Consider the following 25,901-nt stretch of genomic DNA (forward strand, 5'->3'; position numbering starts at 1 on the left):
AACCAAACGGGCAACAGTTTGGCAGAGACATGAAAAGTTATGGAACGGGCAGGAATTGGCCGGATATTTGGCTAAGTCATTGAAATATAAGGTATCAAAGGTTGACTTGGGGTCATTCAGGATGAACAGGAGTTGAACCCGTTATCTAAAAGCCCCATTCGCGCCGCTTTTAGAGCCGGATTGCAGCGATGAGCCGCCCATAATCCGCTTCCTTCTTGTGGACCGACCGGCGGTAGCTGAAAAACCGGTCCGGGTCGGCATAGGTGCAGTGCCGCGTCCATGTGGCGGAGCGCACCCCGATCTGCCGTAACCGGTAGAGCCCAAAGGCGGGCAGATCGAAATGCATCCGGTCCCCCGATCCGCCGGCGAAGAAGCGGCTATAGGTCGGATCGGCCTGCAGGAACTTGTCCAGGAATTCCGGCCCGACCTCGTAATTGCGTTGGCTGATGGACGGGCCGATGACGGCGGCGATGTTGGCGCGAGCGGCCCCCAGCGTTTCCATCTGTTTGATCGTGGCTTCCAACACGCCGTCAAGCGCGCCCTTCCATCCGGCGTGGGCTGCCCCGATCACCCCGGCCTTTTGATCGGCAAACAGGACCGGCTGGCAGTCCGCTGTCAGTACCGACAGTGCAACCCCTGGTGTTGCCGTGGCCAGCCCGTCACCCTTGATCGTGGTGCCAAGGGGGCCGGTCACGCTGATCGCATCGGCGGAATGGATTTGGTGGACCCCCACCAACCTGTCAGGCTGAACGTTCAGCGCCTTGGCCACACGTTCGCGGTTGATGCTGACGATATCATGCTGGTCCGAGCTTCCGTAGCCGCAGTTCAGCCCCTTGAATACGCCCGAGGACGCCCCACCGGCCCGCGTGAAAAACCCGTGGGTTGTGCCCTTGAGGGCGGGGTCGGTGATGATTTCCAGCGTCATGGTTCCAGTCCGAGTGGCGGAGTCGCCGTTGCGGGATAGAGGCCGATCACTTTGAAAAGGTCACCCATTTCGTCGGGGTGGGTCAAGCGCCGATGTGCCTTGATATGGGATTGAAGTGCGTCGCCTGTCAGTTTCTGTGCCAGCGCTTGGGCACGGTTTGTTATCCCAAGGCGTTCTAGGAACACGCCTTGCGTCGTCAGCCGGGTGTGTTTGGCTGGATTCGCGTTGGCGGCAATGGCGGCGAAATCCACATGGGCCGTCAGGTCGGCCGCGCCGGGTTGGTCCAGCGGGTCGCAGGGGCTGTGATCTGTAACAGCCTGCAGCGTGTCGCCCAGCGATTGCCAGTCGCCATAGTCGATGATCAGGGCGGCCCCGCCATGGGTATCAATCCGAGCGCCGATGGTCTGGATGATGCCGGGCAGGGCCGGGCAGGTCTCGACCAGATCGCCGTCCTGCGTGTCGTCCCGCCGGTGGGCCAGCATGGTTAGTGGCGTGGCATCTGACAGGCCGAGATGCAGTTTATTATCCTTAAGCCCGACCATTCGTTCGCGCCAACCTGACCCGTCCCTGACGAATTGCCGGATCGGTAGTGCGTCAAAGAATTCGTTGGCAATCAGGAACAGTGGGCCATCAGGCAATGCGTTAGGGCTGTCGTGCCATTGCGCATCGGGTACGGCTCTGGCCTGCGCGCTGCGCAGAACTGGCGAGCTTTCGACGAAATGTACCTGTGCGGCGTCATGAAACCCAGGTACGGCCCGAGTCGCCCGCAGCGCGTCACCCATCAGTGTGCCGCGCCCGGGGCCAAGTTCGGCCAGCGTGAAGGGGCTGGGTGCACCCTGATCCAGCCACGCTTGCGCCAGTGCCAGCCCGATCAATTCGCCGAACATCTGGCTGATTTCGGGTGACGTGATGAAATCGCCCTTGGTTCCCAGTGGGTCACGGGTGGCGTAATAGCCATGCTCGGGATGCATCAGGCAATCGGCCATATAGTCGGCCAGGGTGATCGGCCCGGTCCGCCCGATGCGGGCGATCAGGAGGTCGCCCAAGGCGGTCATCGGCGGCGGGCGATCAGGATGACGGTGATCCCGGCAATGATCATCGGCAGGCTGAGCAACTGGCCCATGGTCAGGCCGTAACCGTCGATATGCAGGCGCAGGCCCAGTTCGTTGCCGACACTGACGAATTGTGCGTCAGGCTGGCGGACGAATTCCACGATGAACCGGGCAAGGCCGTAGCCCATGAAGAAGATCGCCGTCAGAAGCCAAGGCTTTTTGAGCGCGCCGAAACGGAAGGCAAGGAAAAGGAGAAGGGTGCCGAGCAGCAGCCCTTCGAGCCCGGCCTCGTAAAGCTGGGACGGGTGGCGCACGCAGGGGGCTGTGGCGGTGGCACAGGCCTGTGCGCTGGGACCGGGAAAGATAACGCCCCATGGCAGATCAGTCGGGCGCCCCCAGAGTTCTGCATTGACGAAATTGGCGATCCGCACCAGTAGGATGGCCGGGGTGGCGGACACGGCGATAATATCGGACAGATCCGGCAGGGAGACATTGTGGCGCATGCTGAAGAGGTAGACCCCAAGCACCACGCCGAGGAACCCCCCGTGGAACGACAATCCGCCATCCCAGATGCGGATGGTATCAACAGGATTGGCCAGAAACTCTGCCGGTTTGTAGAAAAAGACATAGCCCAGCCGCCCGCCACCGATGACCCCGATGACGATATAGGTCAGTAGGTCTTCGAGTTTTTCCACCCCCATCGGCGGCCCATTCCGCCACAGATGCGGGCGCCGCAGCGCGGCCCTGATGATGAACCAGCCAATGGCGATGCCCAGGATATAGGCCATCGCGTACCAACGCAGGGCAAGGTTGAAGCCGAAGACTTCGATTGCGAAGATTTCGGGTGAGATATCGGGGAAGGGGATAGCAGCCAACATGGGCCATGTGTTTCCCGGAGGTGCGGCGAAGTCAACCAGCCTTGTCGGGTTGTGCGATGCTTTGCTTGGGCCCATATAGAAGGGAACGGATTGGAGAATATGATGCAGACCAAGAACAAGATTTTCGATGACCTGAGCCAGTTGATGACCAACGCCATGGGCGTGGCACAGGGCGCCAAGGACGAAGCGCAGACTGCCATGTCATCCCTGATGGACCGCTGGCTGGCGGAGCGCGATTTCGTCACGCGTGAGGAATTCGACGCGGTACGCGCCATGGCCCAGAAAGCCCGTGAAGAGAACGAGGCGCTGAAGGCACGGATCGAGGCGCTGGAAGGCAAGAAGTGATCTGAGTCAGATCACGCCTTTCTTGGCTTTCGACGGCAGAGGCTGAGCCGCGCGCGTGGTGATGGCCGTTCGGCGGGGCCAACCTGATATTTCCCTGACAATTCCGAAGGTGTCCTGCCAATTGGCGCGGGGCCCTATCGCATTAGGCCAATATATCCCCTGTTCCGCCGATCAGGCGGCGCAACATGGCGGCGAACTGGATAACCTCGTCATCGTCCCAACGGTCGTTGAACAGATAGCCTGCCCGCTTTGAGAAGGTCGCAAGCGTTTCGGTCAGCTTTTTCCGCCCGGCATCCGTGGCCACCACATAGACGAGCCGCGCATCCCGCCCATCGACTTCCCGATCAACGAGGCCGAGTTTCTCCATCGGGGCGGCCATGCGCGTGATCGTGGATGCGCTGACATGCATCCGCTTGGCCAAATCGACACGGGACAGTCGGTTCGCCGCAGACCGCTCAAGATGCAGCATCATCATGAATTCGTTCACGGATATGCCGTGGACAGCCGCAAATTCGCCAGCGAGCCCGGCCCGAAAATCGTCAGCGGCCTGAAGAAGCCGCAGCGCGTTGGTTGTGTGTTGATCTGTCATGCGGAGTATCTATTGCGAATCGCTTGCGTTTGCAAGCAATTTGCACGATATGTGCTTGACACTTTGTCTTGAAAGGTTCCCTTCACCATGAACTTCGAAATTTTTTTCTCAATTGCGGGGATCGTTGCAATGATGGGGTGGCTGTTATTGCTGGCCTCACCGCTCATTCCCACATGGTCGGACCGGATCGCCGGGACGATCCTGCCGATTGTCCTGTCGCTTGGCTATGTTGCGTTGCTGGTTATGCCGTCCGTCGGTGGTGGCGGCTTTGGCACACTGGCAGATGTGATGGAACTGTTCTCTTCCCAGCAGGCGGCCCTTGCGGGCTGGGTTCATTTTCTTGCTTTTGATCTGTTTATTGGCGCGTGGGTCTGCCGTACCGCACGCGCCGAAGGTGTGGGGTTCTGGTTCGTTGCGCCATGTCTGCCGCTGATCTTTCTATTCGGGCCTGCTGGGTTCCTCGCCTTCCAGGTAATGCGGGCTGTCCGTATTCGACAGGCGTAGTGGGCGGCCCAAAGCCGCATTTGATCGTGACCCGAATGACCAGAAACGCCTCGAATACCTACCACTCACTCAGATACGCCACAAGAATATCCAGCGCCGCCTGCAGGTCGCGTTTGTCGATCATCTCGGTCACCGTGTGGATATAGCGTGTGCCGACGGTGATCCCGACGGCGCGTGCTCCGGCGGCGGCCTGCTGGGCGGCGGCGCCGTCCTGTCCGCCTGCGGCGAGCATCGTCCGCTGGTAAGGGATTTTCTTTTTCTTCGCGAGGGTTTCGATGTCGTTTACCAGTGCCTTGTCGGCGATGAAGGAACTGTCGCGCACATGCAACCCGAAGCCTTTGCCTTGCTGCGTTGTTGCGTCCTTGTCCGGCACACCCGGCGTATCGCAGGCAAGGGTCACGTCGATCCCCAACCCGATATCGGGCTTGATGCCATAAGATGCAGTGCGGGCGCCACGCAAACCGACCTCTTCCTGGCAGGTGAAGGCCACGTGGATTTCAGCCCCTTTGCCTTTCTTGCCCAGCTTGCGCATCGCCTCGATCCCCAGCCAGCAGGCGATGCGGTTGTCCAGCGCCTTTGAGACGTATTTGTCACCCATTTCCAGGAAGGGTTCGTCCATTACGACGAAATCGCCGACCTTAACCAAATTGCGGGTCTTTTTGCCCATGCCGAGATCAACAAAGAAGTCACCGACAGGCGGGATTTTCTTGCGATCTTCCGGGGTCGATATGTGAACCGGTTTTCCGCCGGGGTTCATTACGCCCTTGAAGTCGCCATCATCCGTGCAGACCAGCACACGCCGCGAAAACAGGTTGCGCGCGTCAAAACCGCCGACAGGCTGCAGATAAATGAACCCGTCCTTGCTGATATGGCTGACCAGAAAGCCGATTTCATCCATATGGCAAAGCAGCATGACCTTGGGGGCGTCCTTGGTTTTGGCATTGCGGCGGCAGAGGAGCGAGCCCATCGGATCGGTTGTGACCTCATCAAACATACCCTTGATCTCATCCATGATCAGATCGCGCACCCGCTGTTCGTGGCCCGGCACGCCCGGGGTTTCGCACAGACGTTTGAGAAGATCGGTGTTCATGGCGCTGGCTCCTGTTTTGGGGTCGCGTGTCAGACGCTTGGCCAGAGAATAATGCGGCAGTTCATCCCTATTGGGAATGACACAAGCGACACGACGTTTCAGTGCCCCATTTTAAGTATGCAATCTGTGTTAGTATCGTGACCAGCGTCGTGTGCGGAAGCGTGAAGGTAAGAGAACAACGCTTGCCTCAGCCGCAAACTTCTGAAATTCGTGATGCTGAATGAGCTTTGGTCGAGGATACTGAGTTTGAGAATCGCTGTTATATGCGGTGGTCCTTCGTTGGAGCATGACATCTCTCTGGCAGCGGGCGAGGCCTGTTCAGAGGCCTTGCGCTTGCTGAAGTATGACGTGCATCTGGTGCTCGCGGAGGAAAACCTTCCTGAATGCCTGTCTTCGATCAGGCCAGACGTGGCGTTCAATGCGCTTCACGGACGTTGGGGTGAGGACGGATGTGTGCAGGGCATATTCGAGTGGATGAAGATCCCTTACACGCATTCAGGTGTTCTTGCGTCTGCCATGGCCATGGATAAACAGCGTAGCAAGATTGCCTATCATGCCGCAGGTGTGCCGACGCCTGAGAGTCGCCTGATGTCTCGGGCTGACATTGGCGAAGCCCATGCGATGGCCCCCCCTTACATTGTCAAACCACACAATGAAGGATCCAGCCTTGGTGGGTTCTTTCTTATCGAAGAGGGCGATGACCCGCCCGTGATCCCGTCAAATTCACGCGACGTTTTCATGATCGAGGCCTTTGTTCCCGGTCGTGAGCTTACGGTTGCGGTTTTGGATGGCAAAGCAATCGCTGTATCTGAATTCGACATTGGGAAATGGTACGATTTCAACTCGAAATATACGCTGAGCGATGCCAACCGGATATTGCCGGCCAAGCTGCCACCTGACATTTATGACCGCTGCCTGGATCTGGCGGAACGCGCGCACAATGGGCTTGGTTGTCGCGGGATCAGCCGCACTGACATACGCTGGGATGAAAGCCTGGGCGCCGATGGTCTTTTTGCGTTGGAGACAAACACCCAACCCGGCTTGCGCCCCAACTCAAATGCCGGCCAGCAGGCTGCCTGTATTGGTATGAGTTTTCCCGATCTTTGCGATTTTCTTGTCAAAGACGCATCGCTTGATCGTTAGCGCGCAGGGTTTTTCCAGATTTAGGACCATTGATTGAACACGCTCGCACAACAACTGGCAAAGACGCACAACGTGCCTTTTGCGGACACGTTTCGCTATCAATATGTCGTATCGGAGCGCGATCTTGGACTACCAGGGTTTCATGGATGTCCGATCGGAGCTGTCGTTCTGCAAACGGGTGAGGCGCTGAAATCCCAGCCCCTTATAGACGTGAACGGCGTTCCGTTCGGTTGTGTCATTGGTGTTGGTGTGTCGCATGATGGGCGATCTGCGGCCGATTATTTCTGCGCGGCATTTGACGCAAACGAACCAGACGCGATTGCCGAGTTTGAAGATCAGTTGACCCGCGTTTCGGGCCGGTTTGCTGTCGTCTTACACTGCCAACGGCAGACCCGGCTTTATGTCGATGCTTGTGGCATGATTGGTGCCGTATTTGCCCCTGAAACACGGCGTGTTGGTGCAACGCTTGGTCTTTGCATCGACCGCGAGGTCGTAACGCCACAACTGTTCCAGGATAGTCCATCGGCCAAGCCGCGTGCATATGGGCTGCATCACACGCGTGACGAGGCCGTCTATCGACTGAACCCAAATCATTATCTTGATTTGGATACTTTCAAGACACACCGGTTCTGGCCGCGCGCCGAGGATGAGTTCCATTTGGAGCGGGACGCATATGCGGCGGCTTTCGACGAGTTGATCGACGCATCCGCAAATATCATTGACGGGTTGGTGCGCGACCATATCATCTCCCTGCCGCTGTCAGGCGGATTTGACAGCCGTTCGATTGTGGCCTTTGCGCGCCCTGAAAGCCTGCGAAGGCTTGATCAGATCTTCACGCATGTCCTGACGTGGATCAATTTATGTGACGCCAGTGTTGCCAATCAACTTTGCGCCATCAACAATTTGGGCCACGAGACCCATAATGCCCTGAGAACACGCCAGTTTTCCGGCAAGCGCAGCCCGGATGCCGAAGAAAAACAGTTTCAGGTTGCCTGTGCCAACTTTGAGCCGTCGCATCGCTTTGTGCGCGACGGCGCGGCTCGTCGGGTGATGCGGGATGCGGTTGTGCTTCGCGGGCAGCAAATGCCCATATTGCGCGGTCTTTTCGTTTCAGAGGCAGACGAAGCCTATTGGACGTCAGGTCGGATTGCAGAACGTGTTGCCGGACTTCTCAATTTTTCCGAGGCCGATGACGACGGCAGGGATCAAATCCACCAATCCGTCGATGCGTTATATGCAGAGTTGCCCGAGCCTGCCCGTCGAAGAGCACTTGATTTACTGCTTGTTGAAGCCGTCAATGGCCCGGAATTGTCAGATTGGTTTTGTGGAGTGTCGCATAATTTCTATTCGTCGCCCTATAACAGCCGCCGTCTCATTCAGCTGTTCAGTAGCTTTCATACCGTTGATCGAAAATCAGGGCTGGCTATGGATTTGGCATTGTTGCGTGCGTCACCCGTGGTCAAAACCGTGGCAATGACCCCAAAGGTCAAGACAGTGCAGTGGGCAGAAGATGATAATTCTGTTCGCCAGCGACTACGCCGCTTGAACAGGCTTCGGCGCGAATATGCGCGCATATTTGGCGAAGAGTCTGCGGATCTGCCGATGATCCGGTACCGTCGTGATGGCGTCATTGAGTACTGCAAGCTCTGATATTGCCGGAGATGATGGTCATTTGGATGCGTGCTGTTGCATCGCCTTTCAAATAAAAAATGTCCGCTGATCACTTATCCCCAAGAAATTACTTTACAGGAGGGGGTGATTGCCTCCACCATATCTCGTAGGGGATAAACGTGAACAACACCGCCCCTAGAGCAGGCACCTAGCGCTTGGGGCGCTGCCATGACCCGAGCGCCAAAGCAGTGAGGCCGCGTATTATGGCATTATCTGAACACTACCTTGAGGCAGAGGACCTTCACCCGATTGATCTGGTGGAACATATCGCCGAACACCACGAATGGGAATTTGATCGTATCCATGACGACCAGATTGCCATGGCTGTCGAAGGCCAGTGGCGCACCTATTCGATCACATTGGCCTGGTCGGCTTATGATGAGACGCTGCGTCTGATCTGCACCTACGAGATGGAGCCACCCGCAGAGCGGATGCCGGCCCTTTTCGAGACGCTCAACACCATCAATGACCGCTGCTGGGCCGGATCGTTCACATGGTGGGGTGAGCAGAAACTGATGGTCTACCGCTATGGTCTGGTGTTGACCGGCGACCAGATGGCCGGACCCGATCAGGTCGATACGATGATCAATGCGGCTGTGTCCGCGTGCGAGCAGTATTACCCGGCCATTCAACTGGTCACCTGGGCCGACCGTACCCCTGAAGAGGCCGTGCAGGTTGCCATTGGCGGGGCTTACGGCCGCGCCTGATTTTTTCACGTAGGATGGGTTTAAACCCATCTTACGTTTGCCTAACCTCCGGGCAACAAATGGGGGAGTTTCCATGATTGATGGTGATCTGAAGTGGCGCGGTCTTGTCTTGCTGGGCTGTGGCAAGATGGGGTCGGCCATGCTGGCTGGCTGGTTGGACCGTGGTCTGCCGCCCGCGTCTGTCTGGGTGATCGACCCGCATCCGTCGGATTGGGTGCAGGCGCGGGGGTTGCATCTGAACACTGATTTGCCTGCCGACCCTGCCATTGTCCTGATCGCGGTCAAGCCGCAGATGATGGGTGATGCCTTGCCCGCCATGCAGGGCCTTGGCAATGGCGATACCTTGTTCGTGTCTGTGGCCGCTGGCACGCCGATTACCAAATTCGCAGAGGTGCTGGGGGCTGACACCCCGATTATCCGCGCAATGCCCAATACCCCCGCTGCGGTGGGGCAGGGGATCACGGCGTTGATTGGTAATGCGCGGGCGACGGAGACGCATATGGCGCTGGCCGAGGCATTGTTGCAGGCAGTAGGGCAGACGGTGCGATTGGAGAACGAGGCACAGATGGACGCGGTCACCGGTTTATCCGGGTCCGGCCCGGCCTATGTGTTCCATATGATCGAGGCGATGGCCGCCGCAGGCGAAGCGGAAGGGCTGGCCCCCGATCTGGCGATGCAACTGGCCAAGGCGACCGTTGCCGGGGCAGGAGCGCTTGCCATGGCGGCGGATGAGGACCCTGCGCAATTGCGTGTCAATGTGACTTCGCCCAATGGCACCACGCAGGCCGGGCTGGAGGTGCTGATGGATGAGGCCAACGGGCTGAAACCATTGATGGACAAAACGGTCGCCGCCGCGACCCGCCGGTCAGAGGAGTTGGCCCGTGGCTGAGATTTCGTTTGATGACTTTTTGAAGGTTGATGTGCGGGTCGGTACCGTGACCCGGGCAGAACCCTATCCGGAGGCGCGCAAGCCTGCCATCAAGCTGTGGATCGATTTCGGGGGTGAGCTGGGGGAGAAGAAAACTTCGGCCCAGATCACGGCCCACTATGCGCCTGATACGCTTGTGGGTAAGCAGGTTCTGGCGGTGGTCAATTTCCCGCCGCGCCAGATTGGCAAGTTCATGTCAGAGGTGCTGGTGCTGGGGATGCCGGATGAAGCGGGTGAGGTCGTACTTGTCGGCCCGGACCAGAATGTGCCGAATGGAGGGCGTTTGCATTGAAAAAGCTGCTGATCACCCGGGCCTTGCCCGATGCCAATATTGCTGCCGCCCGCGCCCGGTTTGACGTCACCTTGCGCGAGGCCGATATGGGGCTGACACCTGCCGAAGCGGCAGAGGCGCTGCGCAACTATGACGCGATTCTACCGACGTTGGGGGATCAGTTTGTCGCCGATACCTTTGCCGGTGATCTGCGCTGCGGTGTGCTGGCGAATTTCGGGGTGGGGTATAACCACATTGACGCGGCTGCGGCCAAGGCAGCAGGCGTGCAGGTGTCCAATACCCCGGATGTGGTCACCGATGCGACGGCGGATATTGGTCTGACGCTGATCCTGTCCACCTGTCGCCGTGCAGGCGAAGGAGAGCGGATTGTCCGGGCCGGGCAATGGGAGGGCTGGACGCCGATCCAGATGCTGGGCACCCATGTGACTGGCAAGACGGTCGGCATTGTCGGGATGGGCCGGATCGGGCAGGCGGTGGCGCGCCGCTGCCACTATGGCTTTGATATGCCGGTGATTTTCTATAACCGCTCGCGCAAGGATGTGAATCTGCCCGCGCGTCAGTTGGATCAACTGGCTGACCTGATGGCGCAGGCGGATATCATCGTGGTCACGGTGCCGGGTGGTGGTGACAATACCCATCTGATCAATGCCGCAGCGCTGGCCGCGATGAAACCGACCGGTATTTTCGTGAATATCGCCCGTGGCGATGTGGTGGATGAGGCCGCCCTGATTGCCGCGTTGCAGACCGGACAGATCGCCGGGGCAGGCCTTGACGTGTACGAAAAGGAACCGCTGGTGCCGGAGGCGTTGCGTGCCTTGGAAAATGTCGTTCTGCTGCCGCATCTGGGTACCGCGGCGCTGGAGGTGCGCGAGGCAATGGGGCAAATGGCGCTGGATAACATCATTGCCTGGGATGAAGGGCGCCCGTTGCCACAGGCGGTCTGACGCCGCTTTTGCGTCTCTTGTGCCGCGCTGCTGGCCTGAACTGAATTCCATTGATATGCCGTAATAGCTTGGTTTTGCTGCGAAATGCCATGTTGGCGTGGCGCAGGCCAAGCGTCGGCCATTGGGGGATGGTGCGCGCATTTTGTCAGTGATCGTTGGTTTTGGCTTTCTGGGGTGGTCGGCCCTCTTGATGGTGGCAAGGAACGGCAAGGATGCACGAATATCAGGCAAGCGTGATCTGGGTCCGCGAGAGCGGTCCGTTCGCGGATGGCAGATACAGCCGCAACCACCAGTGGCAATTGGGGGGCGGGGCTGTTTGCCGCGCCTCTGCCTCACCACAGGTGGTGCCAGTGCCCTATTCGGACCCGGGTGCCATTGATCCAGAAGAGGCATTTGTGGCTGCGATTTCGTCCTGCCATATGCTGTGGTTTCTTGATCTGGCCCGGCAAGCGGGGCATGAGGCAGAAGCTTATCATGATCCTGCAGTGGGCCAAATGTCACGGGCGGCAGATGGCGGATTGTGGATGGCGAAGGTCACCCTGTTTCCTACGACCCGGTGGGCCGGTCCCGGGCCCGACGACCGGGAATTGAAGGCGCTGCATGAGACGGCCCATGAAAAATGTTACATTGCGCAATCGGTCAAGACCGAGGTTGAGATCCGATTGACGTAGCGAGGTTGCGCCCATTGCCGGGGCTCGCCGCCTGCGCGTTTTTGCCGCCCATCGCTGTCCGGGCTGGTCAATTCCGGCATCTTGCGGTTGTCTTGGCCCCAGACCCATCACAAGGAGGTATCGTCGATGATCACACTTGTTTTTTCAGGAGACATGTCAGCCGCCCGCCGCGACGTTTTTGAGCGTTCGGCTGCGATGTGGGATCGGGTAATCGACAGTTCCTTCGATCCGATTGATGTGGATGGAGAGACCCTGCGCGGTCTTCAGATCGACGCGAGTATCGAACCGATTGACGGCGAACAGGGCGTTCTGGGGCAGGCGGGTCCAACCGCCTTGCGCAGCGATACCGGCCTGCCGGTCACCGGGGTGATGCAGTTTGATGAGGCCGATATCGCTCGGCTGGAGGCCGAGGGCAGTTTTGCTGATGTGATCCTGCATGAGATGGCCCATGTGCTGGGGTTCGGCACGCTGTGGTCGGCCAAGCGCCTGATCGCCGGGGCTGGAACGGCCGATCCGCGATTTGTCGGGCCTGCGGCGTCACGCGAATATATAGCACTTGATCCCGGTGGCGGATCTGTTGTGCCCGTGGCGAATACCGGCGGCGGTGGCACGCGCGAGGCCCATTGGCGCGAACTGATCTTTGGGGATGAGTTGCTGACCGGGTTTCTGTCCGGTGCCGACCGCCCGCTGAGCCGGATGTCGATCGGGTCGTTCGAGGATATCGGTTACGAGGTGGATTATTCCGCCGCCGATCCGTTTGAATTGCCCAGTTTCCGCCAACTGGCATTGATGGGTGTGACTGAGGCGGTACGCACCTGCGATCTGTGCCGTGTCGACCGGCCGGAGCCGATTGTGATTGCGTGTTAGTAGGGTTGTCCCAAACTAAGCTGGTGACCTTCCCGTCACCGAACAGCAGATCATCGGCGCGCTGAAACATTGTGAGGCTTCCGCAGCAGGATCCTTTGAGGAGGAGCCTTTCTGCGGAAGCCGTGGTTCGGTCAGGGGCTGAGGGGAAATCTGCGCCCCTCAGCACGGTTGGATGCGATCAGGCCGCTGCTGCAGTCAAAGCCTTGAGCGCGTAATAGTCCTGACCGTTCTTTTCAACACGGTCCTGGGCCAGAGCCGGGAAATTCAGGCTCAGTGTTCCAGTCATGTCGTAGACATTGGCAAACAGCGCCGGGCTGCTGGCTACCGGTGTGGAGACAATCGACGGCTCCGACACGGGGAACTGCCAGATTGTGCCATCACTCGCCTTGAAGACGTCGATCTGAATGACCTCAAGCCCGACATGGCCTGCTGGCGGTGCGTAAGTAATCTTTTCGCTTTCAAAGGTTTCGGTCTCGATCTCTTCGCGGAACTCACTTGACGTGGTGACCGACAGCCCAAACGTTGAACTGGCTTTGGCGGTAAATTCACCAACTGCACCGCCGGTCTCGGTTGAGGTCTCAACGGTCGAGACAATCTCGAGAAAGAGGCTCGACGCTGATAGTTTCGACACCCGGCTGGAGACGAATGTTTCCGTCGTCTGCCCTTGCGGGATCACGCCGATCACGGCTAAAGCGCCTTGTTCGATAATGTCCGACGGCGTGTAGTTTTCGATGTAGCGCACCCGAAGTTTGTCGAGTTCTGCGCCGCTCTTACCGCCAAGACCAAGAACGCGCACGCCGGACAGGGTTGTCTTGGTGCCGGACGCCTTGCCCACAGACAGGGTGCGACCGCGGCTTGTGCGCAGGAAAATTTTATGGATGCGCCGGGACCTGTTCCTGTGTTTATTGGCCCAGATTTCCATATGCTCGATATACTCGTCGCCCTGAAGTTCCAGGACCTGGCTCTCACGGCCACCGCCGCCGCCTTTGCGCGACCCATTCAGGACAAGCGCATCCACCCGGTTGCCTGAGCGGAATCCGATGGTCCGAACGGCCTCAATCTCAAAAGATTTTCCGCCGTCTCCACCGATTGGTTTGGTTACAATAGACATTATCTTATCTCCATTTAGCTATGCGTTGAACTTAACCAAGGCCTCATAATCTTTGCCTTGTGATGGAGTTACGCGGCAACGCCGGAGTTTATTCTCGCTCAGGTGGAAAAATGTTTCTGCACTCGCAGTTAACGTGCGTCAGTGCCAAGGTTTATTGTCTGTTTTCTCAGCTTCGCAGGGGTATTTTGCAAATTCGGTGAAGTTCGGCTTTCCTGTGAAGGTGTTTTTCGACGCGGTCGCACATCGAACGTTAGGGGTCAAAGTTTGATGCTTTTCGAACACCAAGGACACCGCACGCGACAAAAAAAGGGCACCCGCATTGGGTGCCCTTCAATTCATCGCTGCCGGGCAGCTTATTCTGCTTCGGCTTCTTCTTCGGTTGTTGTCGGTACTTCGTCCGCTGCGACCTCTTCGGTGTCGTCATCATCTTCGGCAACCAAGGCGCGTGGCGCGGAGATGTTGGCGATGACGAAATCGCGGTCGATGACCGGCTTTGCACCTTCAGGCAGTGTGACTTCGCTGATGTGGATCACGTCGCCCATCTCGGCATCGGCCAGATCGACGGTGATGTGATCAGGGATGTCACCGGCCAGCACGTCCATTTCGACTTCGTTCCGCACAACGGTCAGAACGCCGCCTTTTTTCACGCCAGGGCAGGTTTCTGCGTTTGCAAACTCGACCGGGATGAAGATTTTCACACGGCTTGTGCGCTTCAGACGCAGCAGGTCGATATGGGTTGGCAGGTCTTTGACCACGTCACGCTGCACGTTCCGGCAGATCACCCGCACGTCTTCCTGACCGTCGATTTTCAGGTTGAACAGCGTCGACATGAAGCGCCCTTTGCGCAGCATGGTTAGCAGGTAGTTGAATGGGATGCTAATCGCCTGTGGGTCTGCCCCACCGCCATAAACAATGCCAGGTACGTCGCCATCGCGGCGAGCTTGGCGGGCGGCCCCCTTGCCTGTCCCCGCGCGTACCGTGGCGTTCAGATCTGGGATCTTTCCAGCCATAGTATAGTCCTTTGATGTAGGGGCCCGCCTCCAAGGGTGTCCGAGCCCGATGAAGCCTGCGCTATAGGCGGGATTCGGGCGTTTGGAAAGAGGTTTTTGGCGAATTTGCTGAAACCTGGCCAGCCCTGCTTTTGCAGACAGTTTGAACCGACGCAACGTTGCTGATTGAAGATCGCGCAAGGATGGGTGACGCTGATCGCGCAACACCCTTCCAATAATGATCAGGCAGATAATGACCACCCACGGACAAACCCCGGAGCACGCCCCGATATTGTTCAGCCCGTTTGATCCGCAGGGCCGGATCGCGGCGCCGAACCGCATTCTGAAGTCAGCGATGAGCGAGGTGATGGCGGTGCAGGGGGTGTTTCTGCCCACGGACGCCCATTACCGCGTCTATGAGCGCTGGGCCACGGGTGGCACGGGGATCATCGTGACCGGCAACGTGATGATTGATCGCACCGCACTGGGTGAGCCGGGCAATGTCGTGTTGGAGGATGACACCCATCTGGATCGCTTTACCGCCTGGGCCGATGCGGTTCATCGCGCCAACTCTGACACCCGGTTCTGGATGCAGATCAACCATCCCGGCAAGCAAAGCCCGAAATTCCTGACCCCGGCCCCGGTCGCCCCGAGTGCTGTTGCGCTGGGTGCGGGGCTGGAAGCGTCGTTTGCCACGCCGCGTGCGCTGGAGCCTGAGGAGATCGAAGCCTTGATCCAGCGCTATGCCACAACGGCGGCCCTTGCGCAGCGTGCCGGTTTTGATGGTGTCCAGATACACGGCGCACATGGCTATCTGGTCAGCCAGTTCCTGTCGCCGCATCACAACCGCCGTACCGATGATTGGGGCGGGAGCCCCGAAAACCGCCGTCGTTTCGTGATGGAGGTTTATCGCGCCGTCAGGCAGGCGGTCGGCCCGGATTTTCCTGTGTCTATTAAGATGAATAGTGCGGATTTCCAGAAAGGCGGGTTTGAAGGCGAAGAAGCCTATGATCTGATCACCGCCCTATCGGATGAGGGCATTGACCTGATCGAGATTTCCGGCGGCAATTACGAAAGCCCTGCAATGACCGGGGCAAGGCAATCGAGCGGTGAGAGGGAGGCCTATTTCCTCGATTTCGCGGCCGAGGCGCGAAAACGGACCGATGTGCCCCTTGCCGTGACCGGAGGCTTTCGGTCTGTTGCGGCGATGGAGGCCGCGCTGGCGTCAGGTGCCACTGATTTTGTGGGTATCGCGCGGGCGCTGACGCTTGATCCTGAGCTGCCACGACATGCCGCTGCCGATCCGGCCTATACCCAAGAGGTGGGCCGCCCCAGTACAGGCATTCGCAAGCTGGATATTATGTTCATGCTCGCGATCACTTACTACGAAACCCAAATCAGGCGGATGGGGCAGGGCAAAGACCCGGATCCGCGCATGTCGGCATGGCGCACGGTGCTGGCAAACGCTTGGGCGCTGGGCAAGGCCGCGTTCAGCAAGCGCCGGGCCTGAACGCCGGCTATCGCGCGACGAGCAGATCGCAGGGCGGGTTGCGGATCAGCCCTGCGGTCAGACCGCCCAGCATCAGACGGCTGAGGTTGGAGCGGGTATGCGCGCCAAGGGCCAATAGATCGTATTTGCCCGTTTTCATCAGATCATGGACGGCATCCGCCGGGGACGCTTCGACAAAGATCGGATCGGGGATGTTTTCGGGCAGTGATGCGACGGCTTTCCAGGTCGCGTAGTCGCGTTGCGATTCCTTGAGGAATGACACTTCATGCGCATGGAACAGTGTCAGCGCCGCATCTGGGGCGATGCGGCGGAGGTGCCGCAGGGCGGATTCGCAAGCGCGGGACAGGTCGATCGCCCCGAGCGCATTGGTGTATTCCTGATCGGCCGGGCCTGCGACCAGCAGAACGGGCTGGCGGCTGGCGCGGATCAGACGCTCCATCGTGGTTTCCTTGATCTGGTCCAGAAACAGCCGTCTACGGTGAACGCCGACCACCAGAAGGCTGGGGTTGATCTGCCGGAAGGCCTGCGTAATTTCATCAACGACATCGCCAATGTCCACGCTGATGTTGTAGGTCAGATCGCCGTCTTTCGCATGAGCCTGCATCGCGGTTTCGAGCGCGGTTTGTGCCTGAAACTTCACATCCTCGGCGATGGCCAGAGGCATCGCGCTGTCGACAACGTAATGCACGCTGAGCTTTGCGCCCAGGCGTCGTGCGAGGTTCACACCGCGCAGCAATGCCTGTTCTGAGCGGTCCGACAGGTCGCTGGCGACGATGATATGTTCCATATGTGTGATCCCCTGTTATTCCCACCCCCGATGTAAGAATTGGCGGGCGCCGCACAAGAACCTGCGACCGGATGTCCGGGCGGAAATCCGGTGCATTATTTGAAACTTGCTTTGGGAAAAAATCGCGGGCAGGCATGGGCGCATGTCTGTTCTGAATGCCTTGTCCGTGTCCCGTCGCCCCGCCGCCGCCTTTGTTGTGGTTGGCGTATTCTGGGGCTGTTTTGCGGCCCATGTGCCGGTCATCAAGGCGCAGCTTGGTGTGAACGATGCGGTGTTCGGCCTGCTGCTTTTGGGGTCTGCTACGGGCCTTGTCTCGGCAATGTGGCTGGCCCCCCGCGCCGACCGGGTGCTTGGCGGGCGCGGCATGCAGGTGGGCGTTGTGTTTTTGTCGCTGGCATGGCTGTTGCCCGGGTGGATGACGCTGCCCCTGCTTTTTGCGGCGACTATGGCGCTGGTTGGTCTGGCCTCTGGCCTGTTGGACGTGGTGATGAATGCCCGTGTGAGCGAGTTGGAGGCCAAGCATGACCGCCCTCTGATGAACGCCAATCATGCAATGTTTTCTGTGGCTTATGCCGCTGCTGCAATTGTTGTCAGTGTCACCCGCGAGATGGGGCTGCCCCCGACCCCTGTCTTTGCGGCGTTCAGCGTGCTTTGTATTTTGATGGTCCCCTTCATCCGGATGGATGTCACCTATGTCGGCGCTGAGGACGGTTATGCCGGACGCTATCCGCTGTGGCCGATTGTGCTGTGCGGTGCGATCGTGCTGGTGGCCTTCATGTCAGAGGCGACGGTCGAGGCGTGGTCGGCGCTGCATGTGGAGCGCACCCTTGGCGGGGGTGCTGCTGAGGGCGCACTGGGCCCGGCCATGCTGGGCCTGACCATGGCCGTTGGCCGGTTTTCCGGCCAGGCCATCGCCGAGCGTTATCGTGAAGTGGTGGTTGTGGTCGTCGCATCGCTGATTTCCGCATCGGGTGCCGTGATTGCTGCGGTCGCACCGACCCCGCTGATCGCCTATCTGGGTTTTGGTATTTTGGGCTTGGGCGTGTCGGTCATCGGCCCCATGGGGCTGGCGCTGGTGGGCAAGCTGGTCGCACCCCATCTGCGGACCGAGGCGATCAGCCGGGTGGCCGTGATCGGCTTTTCCGGGTTCTTTTTCGCGCCGATGCTGATGGGGCTGATGTCAGAGGCGTTTGGGTTGCGGGTCGCATTTGCGGCCGTGGCGCTGTTGCTGATCAGCGCAGTGCCGCTGGCGATGGCTGTTGCGCGGTTGGCTCCGACTGGTCGGGCCAAGGTGGCCGCCTGACGAAAAAGGGCCGGCGTTGGCCGCCCCTTGGGTATATGTTTTTGATGGTCTTAGGGGTTAGTCTGCGGCTGTCAAAACAGGTGCCGGATCGTCGTCATCATCATCATTGGCGTTGATAGCCGCTGCAATCAACAGCGCGGCAAGAATGCCCAGAATAACATAAGTGGAATTGATCGACGACCCTGCGGGCGCCATCTGGTCGTCCATCGGCGGCGGTGTTTCCATGATTTCGGGGGACAGGCCGCCCGCATTGGCCGTTGCTGCCGAAAACGTCAGCACAGCGGCTGCAATCAGATGTGTTGAATAGCGCATGTGAGAAACTCCTTGTTATTTGTTCACACTCGGAAAACCGACCCGGAAAATTGGCCGGATTAGTGATCACATTGTGTTCAAATTTACGTTGAGTCAATGGATTGACGTTTTGGGGCCGGTCAGAAAGCGCTGGAAAGCCGCATCAACCGGCCTCCTCTCGCGTGTCCCAGCGGTTATGTTCGGCCCATAGTTTGCGCAGGGCCTCGGCCTGATCGGCAAAGGTATCGGCCAGCATTTCACAGGCATAGATCCGGTCCGCCCGGAAATGCCGGAACCCGCCGCGCAATTCGCACCAGCCCGCTATGATCACGCATTCCACGTGATAGACCAGCGCCAGAGGCCGGATGGTGCGGCATGTGCTTTTCCCCTGCCCATCGCAATAGGTCAGCCGCAGTTTTTGCGCGTCGCGGATCGCCTGCCGCAGATGCGCGACCGAAACGCAGCCCTGTGATGGATCGTCAGGTGCGGCACCCCAAGGAGAGACCTGCAGCCAGTCCGCGGCCCCATGCAAGGCGTCGATCTTTGCATGGATGCGGTAGGCGGCACTTTGCAGCGCGCCGTCGCCGGTGCGCGACAACATGGCCAGACCCACGCGCAGCGCCTCGATCTCTTCGGTGTCGAAGTTCAGCGGTGGCAGATCATATCCGCGCCGCATGACATAACCGATGCCCGCCGCCCCCTCGATCGGCGTTTGCATCGCCTGAAGGGCCGCGATGTCGCGATAGATCGTGCGGGTCGAAACCTCCAGCTTTGTGGCCAGATCCTCGGCCCGCATGGGGTGATTGGCCGCCCGCAATAACTGAATGATCTCGAAGAGCCGGTTGGATTTTGGCATGTCTGCACCCTTTCGCTGCTGACACTAGCACAGGCCCTGCTGACATCAGCCTGTCAGGAGCCTTGTGGTCATGTGATCAAAAGCGAGGATGTCAGATGAGCCACTATGATCATGCGGTGATGATGCACTACAAGTTGGGTCCGTGGGACGCCAAAGCGGTCGAGCGTCGAGTGGCCCGAGACAGGGCACGGCAGGCCCGCCTGATCGCGTGGTTGATTGCGGTCTTGCGGCGGGGTTAGGCCCATTCCCCTTCAAAGTTTTTCGGCACCAGCAGCACGTCGCGGTCCAATGTCTGCACGTCCCGGCGACCACACAGGGCCATCGTGATATCCAGTTCCTTATGGATCACCTCCAGTGCTTTGGTCACGCCTTCTTCGCCCATGGCGCCGAGACCGTAGATGAAAGCGCGCCCGATATAGGTGCCTTTCGCCCCGAGCGCCAAAGCCTTCAGCACGTCCTGTCCGGACCTGATGCCGCTATCCATATGCACCTCGATTTTGTCGCCCACCGCGGCCACGATAGAGGGGAGCATGCGGATGGCGGACAAGGCACCGTCGAGCTGCCGACCGCCATGGTTGCTGACGATGATGGCGTCGGCACCGATTTCAACTGCCTTCTTTGCGTCCTCGACATCCAGAATGCCCTTGAGGATCAGCTTGCCGCCCCATTTTTCCTTGAGCTTGGCGATTTTGGCCCAGTCCAGTTGCAGATCGAACTGTTCAGCGGTCCAGGATGACAGGCTGCTGGTGTCGCCAACGCCCTTGGCGTGGCCGACGATATTGCCGAAAGACCGGCGTTTGGTCTGCAGCATCCCCAGCCCCCAGCGCCATTTGGTCGCCAGATTGATCATGGTGGGGATGGTCAGTTTCGGCGGGGCTGTCAGCCCGTTTTTGAGGTCCTTGTGCCGCTGACCCAGAATTTGCAGATCAAGGGTCAGCACCAGTGCGGAACAGCCAGCATTCTTGGCGCGGGCGATGATGTTATCGACGAATTCCTCGTCCTGCATGACGTAAAGCTGGAACCAGAATGGGGTGCTGGTGTGTTCGGCCACATCCTCGATCGAGCAGATGGACATGGTGGACAGAGTGAAGGGCACGCCGAATTTTTCGGCTGCCTTAGCAGCCTTGATTTCACCATCGGCGCATTGCATGCCGGTCAGGCCGACAGGGGCGAGGGCGACGGGCATCGCCACGTCCTGCCCGATCATCTGCGATGTGGTTGTCCGGTTCGACATGTCCACCGCCACTCGCTGGCGCAGGCGAATCAGGTCGAAATCCGAGGTATTTTCGCGAAAGGTCTGTTCAGTCCAGCTGCCGCTTTCGGCGTAGTCATAGAACATCTTGGGCGCGCGGCGCTTGTGCATGCGCCTGAGGTCGTCGATTGTGGTGATCACAGGCATGGTATTTTCCCGAAATTGGTAATTAAACCTTACCGATTTGGCGGAAAAGTTCAACCGGTTTTGGGCCGCAAGGGCCGTTATCGAACATTCGTTAACGATTTCTTGTTCTTTGCCTTGATATTGTCGGCAAAGTTGCTGTGGGTGAGCATCATGAAACCGTTTTACAAAGACTGGGTTGTCTGGGTTGTTGTCGGTCTGGCCGTGACGACCTTTTTTATCGCGGCAGAAATCGAACTGTTCGAGGCCGTTTATCAATACACACGGGCGCATGAAGACTGGCAACTGGATGAGTATTTCTCGCTCGCCTTTATCTTGCCGGTGGTCTTACCGTTGCTGATGTACCGTGCAAACCGGCGCCTGCGCACGGTGATCACGGAAAAAGAGGAAGCAGAGGCCCATGCCACCCATTTGGCGCTGCATGATGTGCTGACCGGTCTGGGCAATCGCCGGAAATTCACGCAGCACATGGATGCCAAACTGAAACGCGAACCGTCCCCGAAAGCGGCCTTGATCCTGGTCGATCTTGATGGATTCAAGGCGATAAATGACAAACACGGCCATCGTGTTGGTGATGGGCTGCTGCAGGTGATCGCGGCGCGGATCAACCTTTTGACCGATGATCGGGGTCTTTGCGTCAGGCTGGGTGGCGATGAATTTGCCGTTGTGATGGATGCGGTAAATCCCAAAACCCTGCGCCAGGAGGCCGAGGTCTTGGCCGAGGCGATCTGCGAAACCGTGGGTGACAAGGTGTCGCTTCGTGAATTGCCCGGCGTCCCGCTGCGCGTGACCGCGTCGGTGGGGGTCGCGTTCCTGCCGCCGTCAACCGACCCGTCCGATCTGCTGCGCGAAGCCGACAGGGCAATGTACAAGGCAAAACAGGCGGGCAAGAACCGCTGGCATATGGCGGCCTTGCCCACAGCCGGGCCGGTGGCCCGCGCCTCCTAAACACGACGGGTTCAATCGGGCAGGCTGTGCCGCAGAAAGGCAAAGCCAAGCGCCTCTTCCCGCGCGATCCCCTTGCTTTGACCGCCGCCGCCATGCCCGCCAGAGCGGCTGTGAAACCAACCCGGTTGCCCGGCGGCCTGCAAGGCTGCGGCAAAGCGGCGTGAATGGGAAGGATCCACCCTGTCATCGCTTTCGTTGGTGTCGATCAGGGCAGGCGGATAGGGCTGTTCGCTGTGTTTGGCCACGTTGTGTAGCGGCGAGTAGTCAAGCAGCCACTGGCGTGCGTCCGGATCATCGGGGTCGCCATATTCGTCGATCCAGCCAGCCCCTGCCGGAAACAGATGAAACCGCAGCATGTCCAGCACGCCGACGCTGGCCCAAATCGCCCCGAAACGGTCAGGATAGCGGGTCAGCATCACCCCACAAAGCAGGCCGCCATTGCTGCCGCCATGGCAGGCGATGCGGTCGGGTGTGGTGTAGCCGCGCGTGACCAGATCGGTCGCCACGGCGGCGAAATCCTGAAATGCGCGGGTGCGGTTCTTGCCCTTGGCGGCGAGATGCCAGCCTTTGCCAAACTCGGCCCCGCCCCGAATGTAGGCCTGCACAAAGGCCCCACCCCGTTCTAGCCAAAGCGGGCCATTGACCCGCTGATAGCCGGGCGAGAGTGCGACGCCAAAACCGCCATAACCATATTGCAGAACGGGCAGTTTGCCCTGTTTTTCGGCATGATCCTTGGGCAGCACAATGTGATAGGGGATCTCGGTGCCATCGTCCGATGTTGCCATATGCAGCCGTACTTCCATCCCGGTGCTGTCAAACGTCTCGGTCCCGGATGTGAGCAATGTGTAGTCCGGCACCGCGTCATCAGGCGCGAAGGTCCAGACCTGTGACACCGACAGAAACCCCGATGGCAGGATTTGCAGTGGGCCCGCCCCCGTCGGCTCTGCATCGAATGGCATGATCCAGATGGATTGCGCCTCCACCGGCAGGGGCAGCGGTGTCGCCGTGGCAGACGGATCTGTCAGGTCCAGCCGCATCAATGTTGGTTCCAGCTTGTCCTGTTCCACCCAGAACAAATGATCGCGCGTGAACAGAATGGTATCGGCATCAACGGCCCGCCGCGCTGAGGGTTCAAACAGGATGCGCTTGTCGCTGCCGTCAATCCGGGCGAGGACCAGCGTGCCCGCTGGATCGGACCCCTCATCAGCCGCGACATAGGCGAAATGCGTGTCGTTGTGGCTGCACATGGTATGCGCGGGGGCATCCAGTACGTAGTCCTGATCATTCAGATGAAGGGTGGTCACCATATCGCCGATGTTGCGAATACGGCCAAAGGCGATGCCGCGCCCGCCACCTTGCATTGGAAATGTATAGGCGGTGGCCAGCAGATCGTCGTGGTCGACTTCGAACACCACTGGCGCGTCGGCCAGGGCCATGCCCCGTTGCAACCTGATGACTCGACCCTGCCAGCCGGACCGCGTTGCGGCGCCGGGCAGGTCTGCGGTGGCCAGAAGGATCGTGTCGGCATCCAGCCAAGCGGCACCACAGCGGGCCGGTGCGATGTCAAAGCCATCGGGGACTGGGGCTGCTGCGTTGCAATCCCATTCCAGCAGTCTGTCGCGGTCGGACCCCTCGAAGGAAAGGATAATCAACACCCGGTCGGGATTGGAATACAGCGTTTCGGCGCCGCCCCAATGCCAATCCTCGCCCGTGTCCGCACAGAATGCATCCAGATCAAAAACCGGCTGCCAGTCGGCATCTGGCGCGGGCTTTGTGGTTTCGGGCAACCGTCGCCACAACCCGCGTTGGTGGGTGGCGCTGCGGTGGAAGTTGTAGATCCAGGTGCCGCGCCGGATCAGGCCGCCCAGATTATCCGGGTCCTCGATAATGTCGGTGACCCGCGCCACATCCGCATCAAATTGCGCGTCGCAGAATGCCGCCTCGGTTCGGGCGACCTGGGTTTTCGTGAAACGCGCGATGGCGTCAGCGTCGGCTTCAAGCTCTGGGAATATATCTGTCATGCGGCAAGGCTGGCACGCCGTTTGGCGATGTTCCAGCCCAAACTGACAGCCGCGCGGATCAGGCCCTGTGGGTGCCGTCGGCGAGCGATTTCACGAATGCCAACACATCATCCACGCTGTCGCCCGCGCCGATTTTCGCAACGATAGCAGAGCCGACAACGGCGCCATCCGCAATCTCCGCAATGGCCTGTGCGGCCTCGGGCGTTTTGATGCCGAAGCCCACGATTACGGGCAGATCGGTCTGCGCCTTGATCCGGGCGACTTCGGGGGCGACATCGGCGGTCTGCGCCTCTGCCGTGCCGGTGATGCCGGTGACGGAGACGTAGTAGACAAAGCCGGATGTGTTTTCGAGCACTTTGGGCAGGCGTTTGTCATCCGTGGTGGGGGTCGCCAGCCGGATGAAATTGATGCCTGCCTTCTGGGCCGGAATGCAGAGTTCGTCATCTTCTTCGGGCGGCAGATCAACGATGATCAGCCCGTCGATCCCGGCCGCAACCGCATCGGCCAGAAACGCATCAACGCCGCGCGAATAGATCGGGTTGTAATAGCCCATCATCACGATGGGTGTTTCATCATCGGTCTGCCGCACAGCGCGGGCGTATTCGAGCGTTTTTTCAAGGGTCTGTCCGCCTGCCAGCGCCCGCTGACCGGCAAGCTGAATGGTGGTGCCATCGGCCATCGGGTCGGTGAAGGGCATGCCGAGTTCGATGATATCGACGCCCGCGCCGGGCAGGCCCTTGACCACCTCGAGCCCGGTTTCATAGTCGCGGTCACCCGCCATGACATAGGCGACAAAGGCCTTTTTCCCTTCGCTGCGCAACTGCGCAAATTTCGCGTCTATTCTGCTCATTCTTGTCCCCGGCTTGGTCCGCAACAGGGTTTGCGCGAAACCCCGGCGAAAGGCAATGGGGTAGGGGGTTATTGCACCGGGCGCTGCAACCCCCTAGAAGCGCGCGAACAGATCAGGAGAACGCAAATGGGTTTCAAAATGGGTATCGTCGGATTGCCGAATGTGGGCAAATCGACCCTGTTCAACGCGCTGACGAAAACGGCTGCTGCGCAGGCCGCGAATTTCCCGTTTTGCACCATCGAACCCAATGTGGGCGATGTGGCCGTGCCCGATGCCCGGCTGGACAAGCTGGCGGCGATTGCCAAATCCAAACAGATCATTCCGACCCGGATGACATTTGTCGATATCGCCGGGCTGGTCAAAGGCGCATCAAAGGGTGAGGGGCTGGGCAACCAGTTTCTGGCCAATATCCGTGAATGCGATGCCATTGCCCATGTGCTGCGCTGCTTTGAAGATGATGACATAACCCATGTGGATGGCCGGGTTGATCCGGTCGCCGATGCCGAAGTGATCGAGACGGAACTGATGCTGGCTGATCTGGAAAGTATCGAAAAGCGGATGCAGAATATCGTGCGCAAGGTGCGCGGCGGCGACAAGGAGGCGGTGCAGCAGGAACGCCTTTTGAAGATGGCCCAGGCCGCGCTGGAAGAGGGTAAACCGGCCCGCACTGTTGCGGTGGATGCCGAAGACGCCAAGGCCTGGAAGATGTTGCAGCTGCTGACGACTAAGCCGGTTCTTTACGTCTGCAATGTCGAGGAAGACAGCGCTGGGTCAGGCAATAGCCAGTCGGCCAAGGTGGCCGAGATGGCTGCTGCCCAAGGCAATTCCCATGTCGTGATCAGCGCCCGGATTGAAGAGGAAATCAGCCAGCTTGACGCCGAAGAGGCCGAGATGTTCCTGACCGAAATGGGGTTGGAAGAGGCCGGTCTGGATCGGTTGATCCGCGCGGGGTACGAATTGCTGCATCTGCAGACCTATTTCACCGTCGGCCCGAAAGAGGCGCGCGCCTGGACCATCAAGCAAGGCACGTCCGCCCCGCAGGCCGCAGGTGTCATCCATGGCGATTTTGAACGGGGTTTCATCCGGGCAGAAACGATCAGCTATGATGATTTTGTGACCTTGGGGGGTGAGCAGCCAGCCAAGGAAGCAGGCAAGATGCGGGCCGAAGGTAAGGGTTACATCGTCAAGGATGGCGATGTGATGCATTTCCTTTTCAATACCTAAGATAAGTTC

28 protein-coding genes are annotated in these 25,901 nt (G+C 59.2%); 15 read left to right on the forward strand and 13 right to left on the reverse strand.

The genetic code is table 11. From position 1 onward, the window contains the following. Nucleotides 1-169 precede the first annotated feature (169 nt). From pgeF to lgt, 3 genes are read right to left on the reverse strand one after another with little or no spacing between them, the layout of a single operon-like run. Nucleotides 170-925 carry a peptidoglycan editing factor PgeF gene (pgeF, locus tag ACFWW4_RS07415; RefSeq protein WP_411890252.1) on the reverse strand — a complete coding sequence of 252 codons (756 nt, stop codon included), beginning with the start codon at nt 923-925 and terminating at the stop codon, nt 170-172. Then, nucleotides 922-1,980 (reverse strand): class I SAM-dependent methyltransferase, encoded by a 1,059-nt coding sequence (locus ACFWW4_RS07420; protein ID WP_411890253.1) that lies wholly within the window; start codon nt 1,978-1,980, stop codon nt 922-924. The genes pgeF and ACFWW4_RS07420 overlap by 4 nt, the downstream gene beginning before the upstream one ends. After that, nucleotides 1,977-2,855 carry a prolipoprotein diacylglyceryl transferase gene (gene lgt, locus ACFWW4_RS07425; RefSeq protein WP_411890254.1) on the reverse strand — a complete coding sequence of 293 codons (879 nt, stop codon included), beginning with the start codon at nt 2,853-2,855 and terminating at the stop codon, nt 1,977-1,979. Before lgt ends, ACFWW4_RS07420 begins: the two co-directional genes overlap by 4 nt. A 102-nt stretch (nt 2,856-2,957) precedes the next feature. Here lgt and ACFWW4_RS07430 point away from each other — a divergent pair, with 102 nt between their 5' ends. After that, nucleotides 2,958-3,200, forward strand: coding sequence for an accessory factor UbiK family protein (locus tag ACFWW4_RS07430; RefSeq protein WP_411890297.1), 243 nt, complete (start codon nt 2,958-2,960; stop codon nt 3,198-3,200). Nucleotides 3,201-3,342: 142 nt separating this feature from the next. Here ACFWW4_RS07430 and ACFWW4_RS07435 read toward each other — a convergent pair whose 3' ends face one another. Next, nucleotides 3,343-3,789, reverse strand: coding sequence for a MarR family winged helix-turn-helix transcriptional regulator (locus ACFWW4_RS07435; protein WP_411890255.1), 447 nt, complete (start codon nt 3,787-3,789; stop codon nt 3,343-3,345). 87 nt (nt 3,790-3,876) lie between these two features. Here ACFWW4_RS07435 and ACFWW4_RS07440 point away from each other — a divergent pair, with 87 nt between their 5' ends. Then, nucleotides 3,877-4,293 carry an ABA4-like family protein gene (locus tag ACFWW4_RS07440; protein WP_411890256.1) on the forward strand — a complete coding sequence of 139 codons (417 nt, stop codon included), beginning with the start codon at nt 3,877-3,879 and terminating at the stop codon, nt 4,291-4,293. 58 nt (nt 4,294-4,351) lie between these two features. On the opposite strand, the gene ACFWW4_RS07445 is transcribed toward ACFWW4_RS07440, so the two are convergent. Further along, nucleotides 4,352-5,383 carry a M42 family metallopeptidase gene (locus tag ACFWW4_RS07445; protein ID WP_411890257.1) on the reverse strand — a complete coding sequence of 344 codons (1,032 nt, stop codon included), beginning with the start codon at nt 5,381-5,383 and terminating at the stop codon, nt 4,352-4,354. A 246-nt stretch (nt 5,384-5,629) separates the two neighbouring features. On the opposite strand from ACFWW4_RS07445, the gene ACFWW4_RS07450 reads away from it, so the two are divergent. From ACFWW4_RS07450 to ACFWW4_RS07485, 8 genes are all read left to right on the forward strand, one after another. After that, complete coding sequence (locus ACFWW4_RS07450; RefSeq protein ID WP_411890258.1) at nt 5,630-6,526, forward strand: D-alanine--D-alanine ligase; 897 nt, start codon at nt 5,630-5,632, stop codon at nt 6,524-6,526. 33 nt (nt 6,527-6,559) lie between these two features. Further along, entirely contained in the window at nt 6,560-8,176 is a 1,617-nt protein-coding gene (locus ACFWW4_RS07455; protein WP_411890259.1) for a hypothetical protein, read from the forward strand. 224 nt (nt 8,177-8,400) lie between these two features. Further along, entirely contained in the window at nt 8,401-8,904 is a 504-nt protein-coding gene (locus tag ACFWW4_RS07460) for a YbjN domain-containing protein (protein ID WP_393928210.1), read from the forward strand. A gap of 73 nt (nt 8,905-8,977) precedes the next feature. Next, the gene (gene proC, locus ACFWW4_RS07465; protein ID WP_411890260.1) at nt 8,978-9,793 is read left to right on the forward strand and encodes a pyrroline-5-carboxylate reductase; all 816 of its coding nucleotides are present in this window, start codon (nt 8,978-8,980) and stop codon (nt 9,791-9,793) included. Beyond that, on the forward strand, nt 9,786-10,124 hold the full coding sequence (locus tag ACFWW4_RS07470; RefSeq protein WP_411890261.1) for a tRNA-binding protein: 339 nt from the start codon (nt 9,786-9,788) through the stop codon (nt 10,122-10,124). Before proC ends, ACFWW4_RS07470 begins: the two co-directional genes overlap by 8 nt. Then, complete coding sequence (locus ACFWW4_RS07475) at nt 10,121-11,068, forward strand: 2-hydroxyacid dehydrogenase (RefSeq protein ID WP_411890262.1); 948 nt, start codon at nt 10,121-10,123, stop codon at nt 11,066-11,068. Before ACFWW4_RS07470 ends, ACFWW4_RS07475 begins: the two co-directional genes overlap by 4 nt. A 212-nt stretch (nt 11,069-11,280) precedes the next feature. Next, nucleotides 11,281-11,739 (forward strand): OsmC family protein, encoded by a 459-nt coding sequence (locus tag ACFWW4_RS07480; protein ID WP_411890263.1) that lies wholly within the window; start codon nt 11,281-11,283, stop codon nt 11,737-11,739. A gap of 126 nt (nt 11,740-11,865) precedes the next feature. Beyond that, nucleotides 11,866-12,606, forward strand: a complete 741-nt coding sequence (locus ACFWW4_RS07485) for a leishmanolysin-related zinc metalloendopeptidase (protein WP_411890264.1) — start codon at nt 11,866-11,868, stop codon at nt 12,604-12,606. A 178-nt stretch (nt 12,607-12,784) separates the two neighbouring features. Here the strand turns inward: ACFWW4_RS07485 and ACFWW4_RS07490 are convergent, their stop codons facing one another. Together ACFWW4_RS07490 and ACFWW4_RS07495 are read right to left on the reverse strand one after the other, a co-directional pair. Continuing rightward, nucleotides 12,785-13,717 carry a jacalin-like lectin gene (locus ACFWW4_RS07490; RefSeq protein WP_411890265.1) on the reverse strand — a complete coding sequence of 311 codons (933 nt, stop codon included), beginning with the start codon at nt 13,715-13,717 and terminating at the stop codon, nt 12,785-12,787. A gap of 353 nt (nt 13,718-14,070) precedes the next feature. After that, complete coding sequence (locus tag ACFWW4_RS07495; protein ID WP_411890266.1) at nt 14,071-14,727, reverse strand: 50S ribosomal protein L25/general stress protein Ctc; 657 nt, start codon at nt 14,725-14,727, stop codon at nt 14,071-14,073. Nucleotides 14,728-14,959: 232 nt separating this feature from the next. Between ACFWW4_RS07495 and ACFWW4_RS07500 the strand changes: the two genes are divergently transcribed. Continuing rightward, entirely contained in the window at nt 14,960-16,216 is a 1,257-nt protein-coding gene (locus ACFWW4_RS07500) for an NADH:flavin oxidoreductase/NADH oxidase family protein (protein ID WP_411890267.1), read from the forward strand. 7 nt (nt 16,217-16,223) lie between these two features. Here the strand turns inward: ACFWW4_RS07500 and ACFWW4_RS07505 are convergent, their stop codons facing one another. Beyond that, nucleotides 16,224-17,003: a universal stress protein gene (locus ACFWW4_RS07505; RefSeq protein ID WP_411890268.1), complete on the reverse strand. Its 780-nt coding sequence runs from the start codon at nt 17,001-17,003 to the stop codon at nt 16,224-16,226. 142 nt (nt 17,004-17,145) lie between these two features. Here ACFWW4_RS07505 and ACFWW4_RS07510 point away from each other — a divergent pair, with 142 nt between their 5' ends. Then, nucleotides 17,146-18,306, forward strand: coding sequence for an MFS transporter (locus tag ACFWW4_RS07510; RefSeq protein WP_411890269.1), 1,161 nt, complete (start codon nt 17,146-17,148; stop codon nt 18,304-18,306). 57 nt (nt 18,307-18,363) lie between these two features. On the opposite strand, the gene ACFWW4_RS07515 is transcribed toward ACFWW4_RS07510, so the two are convergent. Both ACFWW4_RS07515 and ACFWW4_RS07520 read right to left on the reverse strand, forming a co-directional pair. After that, the gene (locus ACFWW4_RS07515; protein ID WP_411890270.1) at nt 18,364-18,618 is read right to left on the reverse strand and encodes a hypothetical protein; all 255 of its coding nucleotides are present in this window, start codon (nt 18,616-18,618) and stop codon (nt 18,364-18,366) included. 142 nt (nt 18,619-18,760) lie between these two features. Then, a complete protein-coding gene (locus tag ACFWW4_RS07520) occupies nt 18,761-19,453 on the reverse strand; it encodes a helix-turn-helix transcriptional regulator (RefSeq protein WP_393928198.1) in 693 nt (230 codons plus the stop codon). A 95-nt stretch (nt 19,454-19,548) separates the two neighbouring features. Here ACFWW4_RS07520 and ACFWW4_RS07525 point away from each other — a divergent pair, with 95 nt between their 5' ends. After that, nucleotides 19,549-19,692: a hypothetical protein gene (locus ACFWW4_RS07525; protein ID WP_393928197.1), complete on the forward strand. Its 144-nt coding sequence runs from the start codon at nt 19,549-19,551 to the stop codon at nt 19,690-19,692. Here ACFWW4_RS07525 and ACFWW4_RS07530 read toward each other — a convergent pair. Further along, the gene (locus tag ACFWW4_RS07530) at nt 19,689-20,852 is read right to left on the reverse strand and encodes an L-lactate dehydrogenase (RefSeq protein WP_411890271.1); all 1,164 of its coding nucleotides are present in this window, start codon (nt 20,850-20,852) and stop codon (nt 19,689-19,691) included. The two genes, ACFWW4_RS07525 and ACFWW4_RS07530, sit on opposite strands and share 4 nt — an antisense overlap. Nucleotides 20,853-21,002: 150 nt before the next feature. Between ACFWW4_RS07530 and ACFWW4_RS07535 the strand changes: the two genes are divergently transcribed. Then, entirely contained in the window at nt 21,003-21,797 is a 795-nt protein-coding gene (locus tag ACFWW4_RS07535) for a GGDEF domain-containing protein (protein ID WP_411890272.1), read from the forward strand. 11 nt (nt 21,798-21,808) lie between these two features. Here the strand turns inward: ACFWW4_RS07535 and ACFWW4_RS07540 are convergent, their stop codons facing one another. Both ACFWW4_RS07540 and trpA read right to left on the reverse strand, forming a co-directional pair. Beyond that, nucleotides 21,809-23,818: a prolyl oligopeptidase family serine peptidase gene (locus tag ACFWW4_RS07540; protein ID WP_411890273.1), complete on the reverse strand. Its 2,010-nt coding sequence runs from the start codon at nt 23,816-23,818 to the stop codon at nt 21,809-21,811. 58 nt (nt 23,819-23,876) lie between these two features. Beyond that, nucleotides 23,877-24,668, reverse strand: a complete 792-nt coding sequence (trpA, locus tag ACFWW4_RS07545; protein WP_411890274.1) for a tryptophan synthase subunit alpha — start codon at nt 24,666-24,668, stop codon at nt 23,877-23,879. Between the two features lie 126 nt (nt 24,669-24,794). Between trpA and ychF the strand changes: the two genes are divergently transcribed. After that, nucleotides 24,795-25,892 carry a redox-regulated ATPase YchF gene (ychF, locus tag ACFWW4_RS07550; protein ID WP_393928192.1) on the forward strand — a complete coding sequence of 366 codons (1,098 nt, stop codon included), beginning with the start codon at nt 24,795-24,797 and terminating at the stop codon, nt 25,890-25,892. Nucleotides 25,893-25,901: the final 9 nt, after the last annotated feature.

It is taken from the genome of Yoonia sp. SDW83-1 (assembly GCF_046762885.1).
Classification (GTDB): domain Bacteria; phylum Pseudomonadota; class Alphaproteobacteria; order Rhodobacterales; family Rhodobacteraceae; genus Yoonia.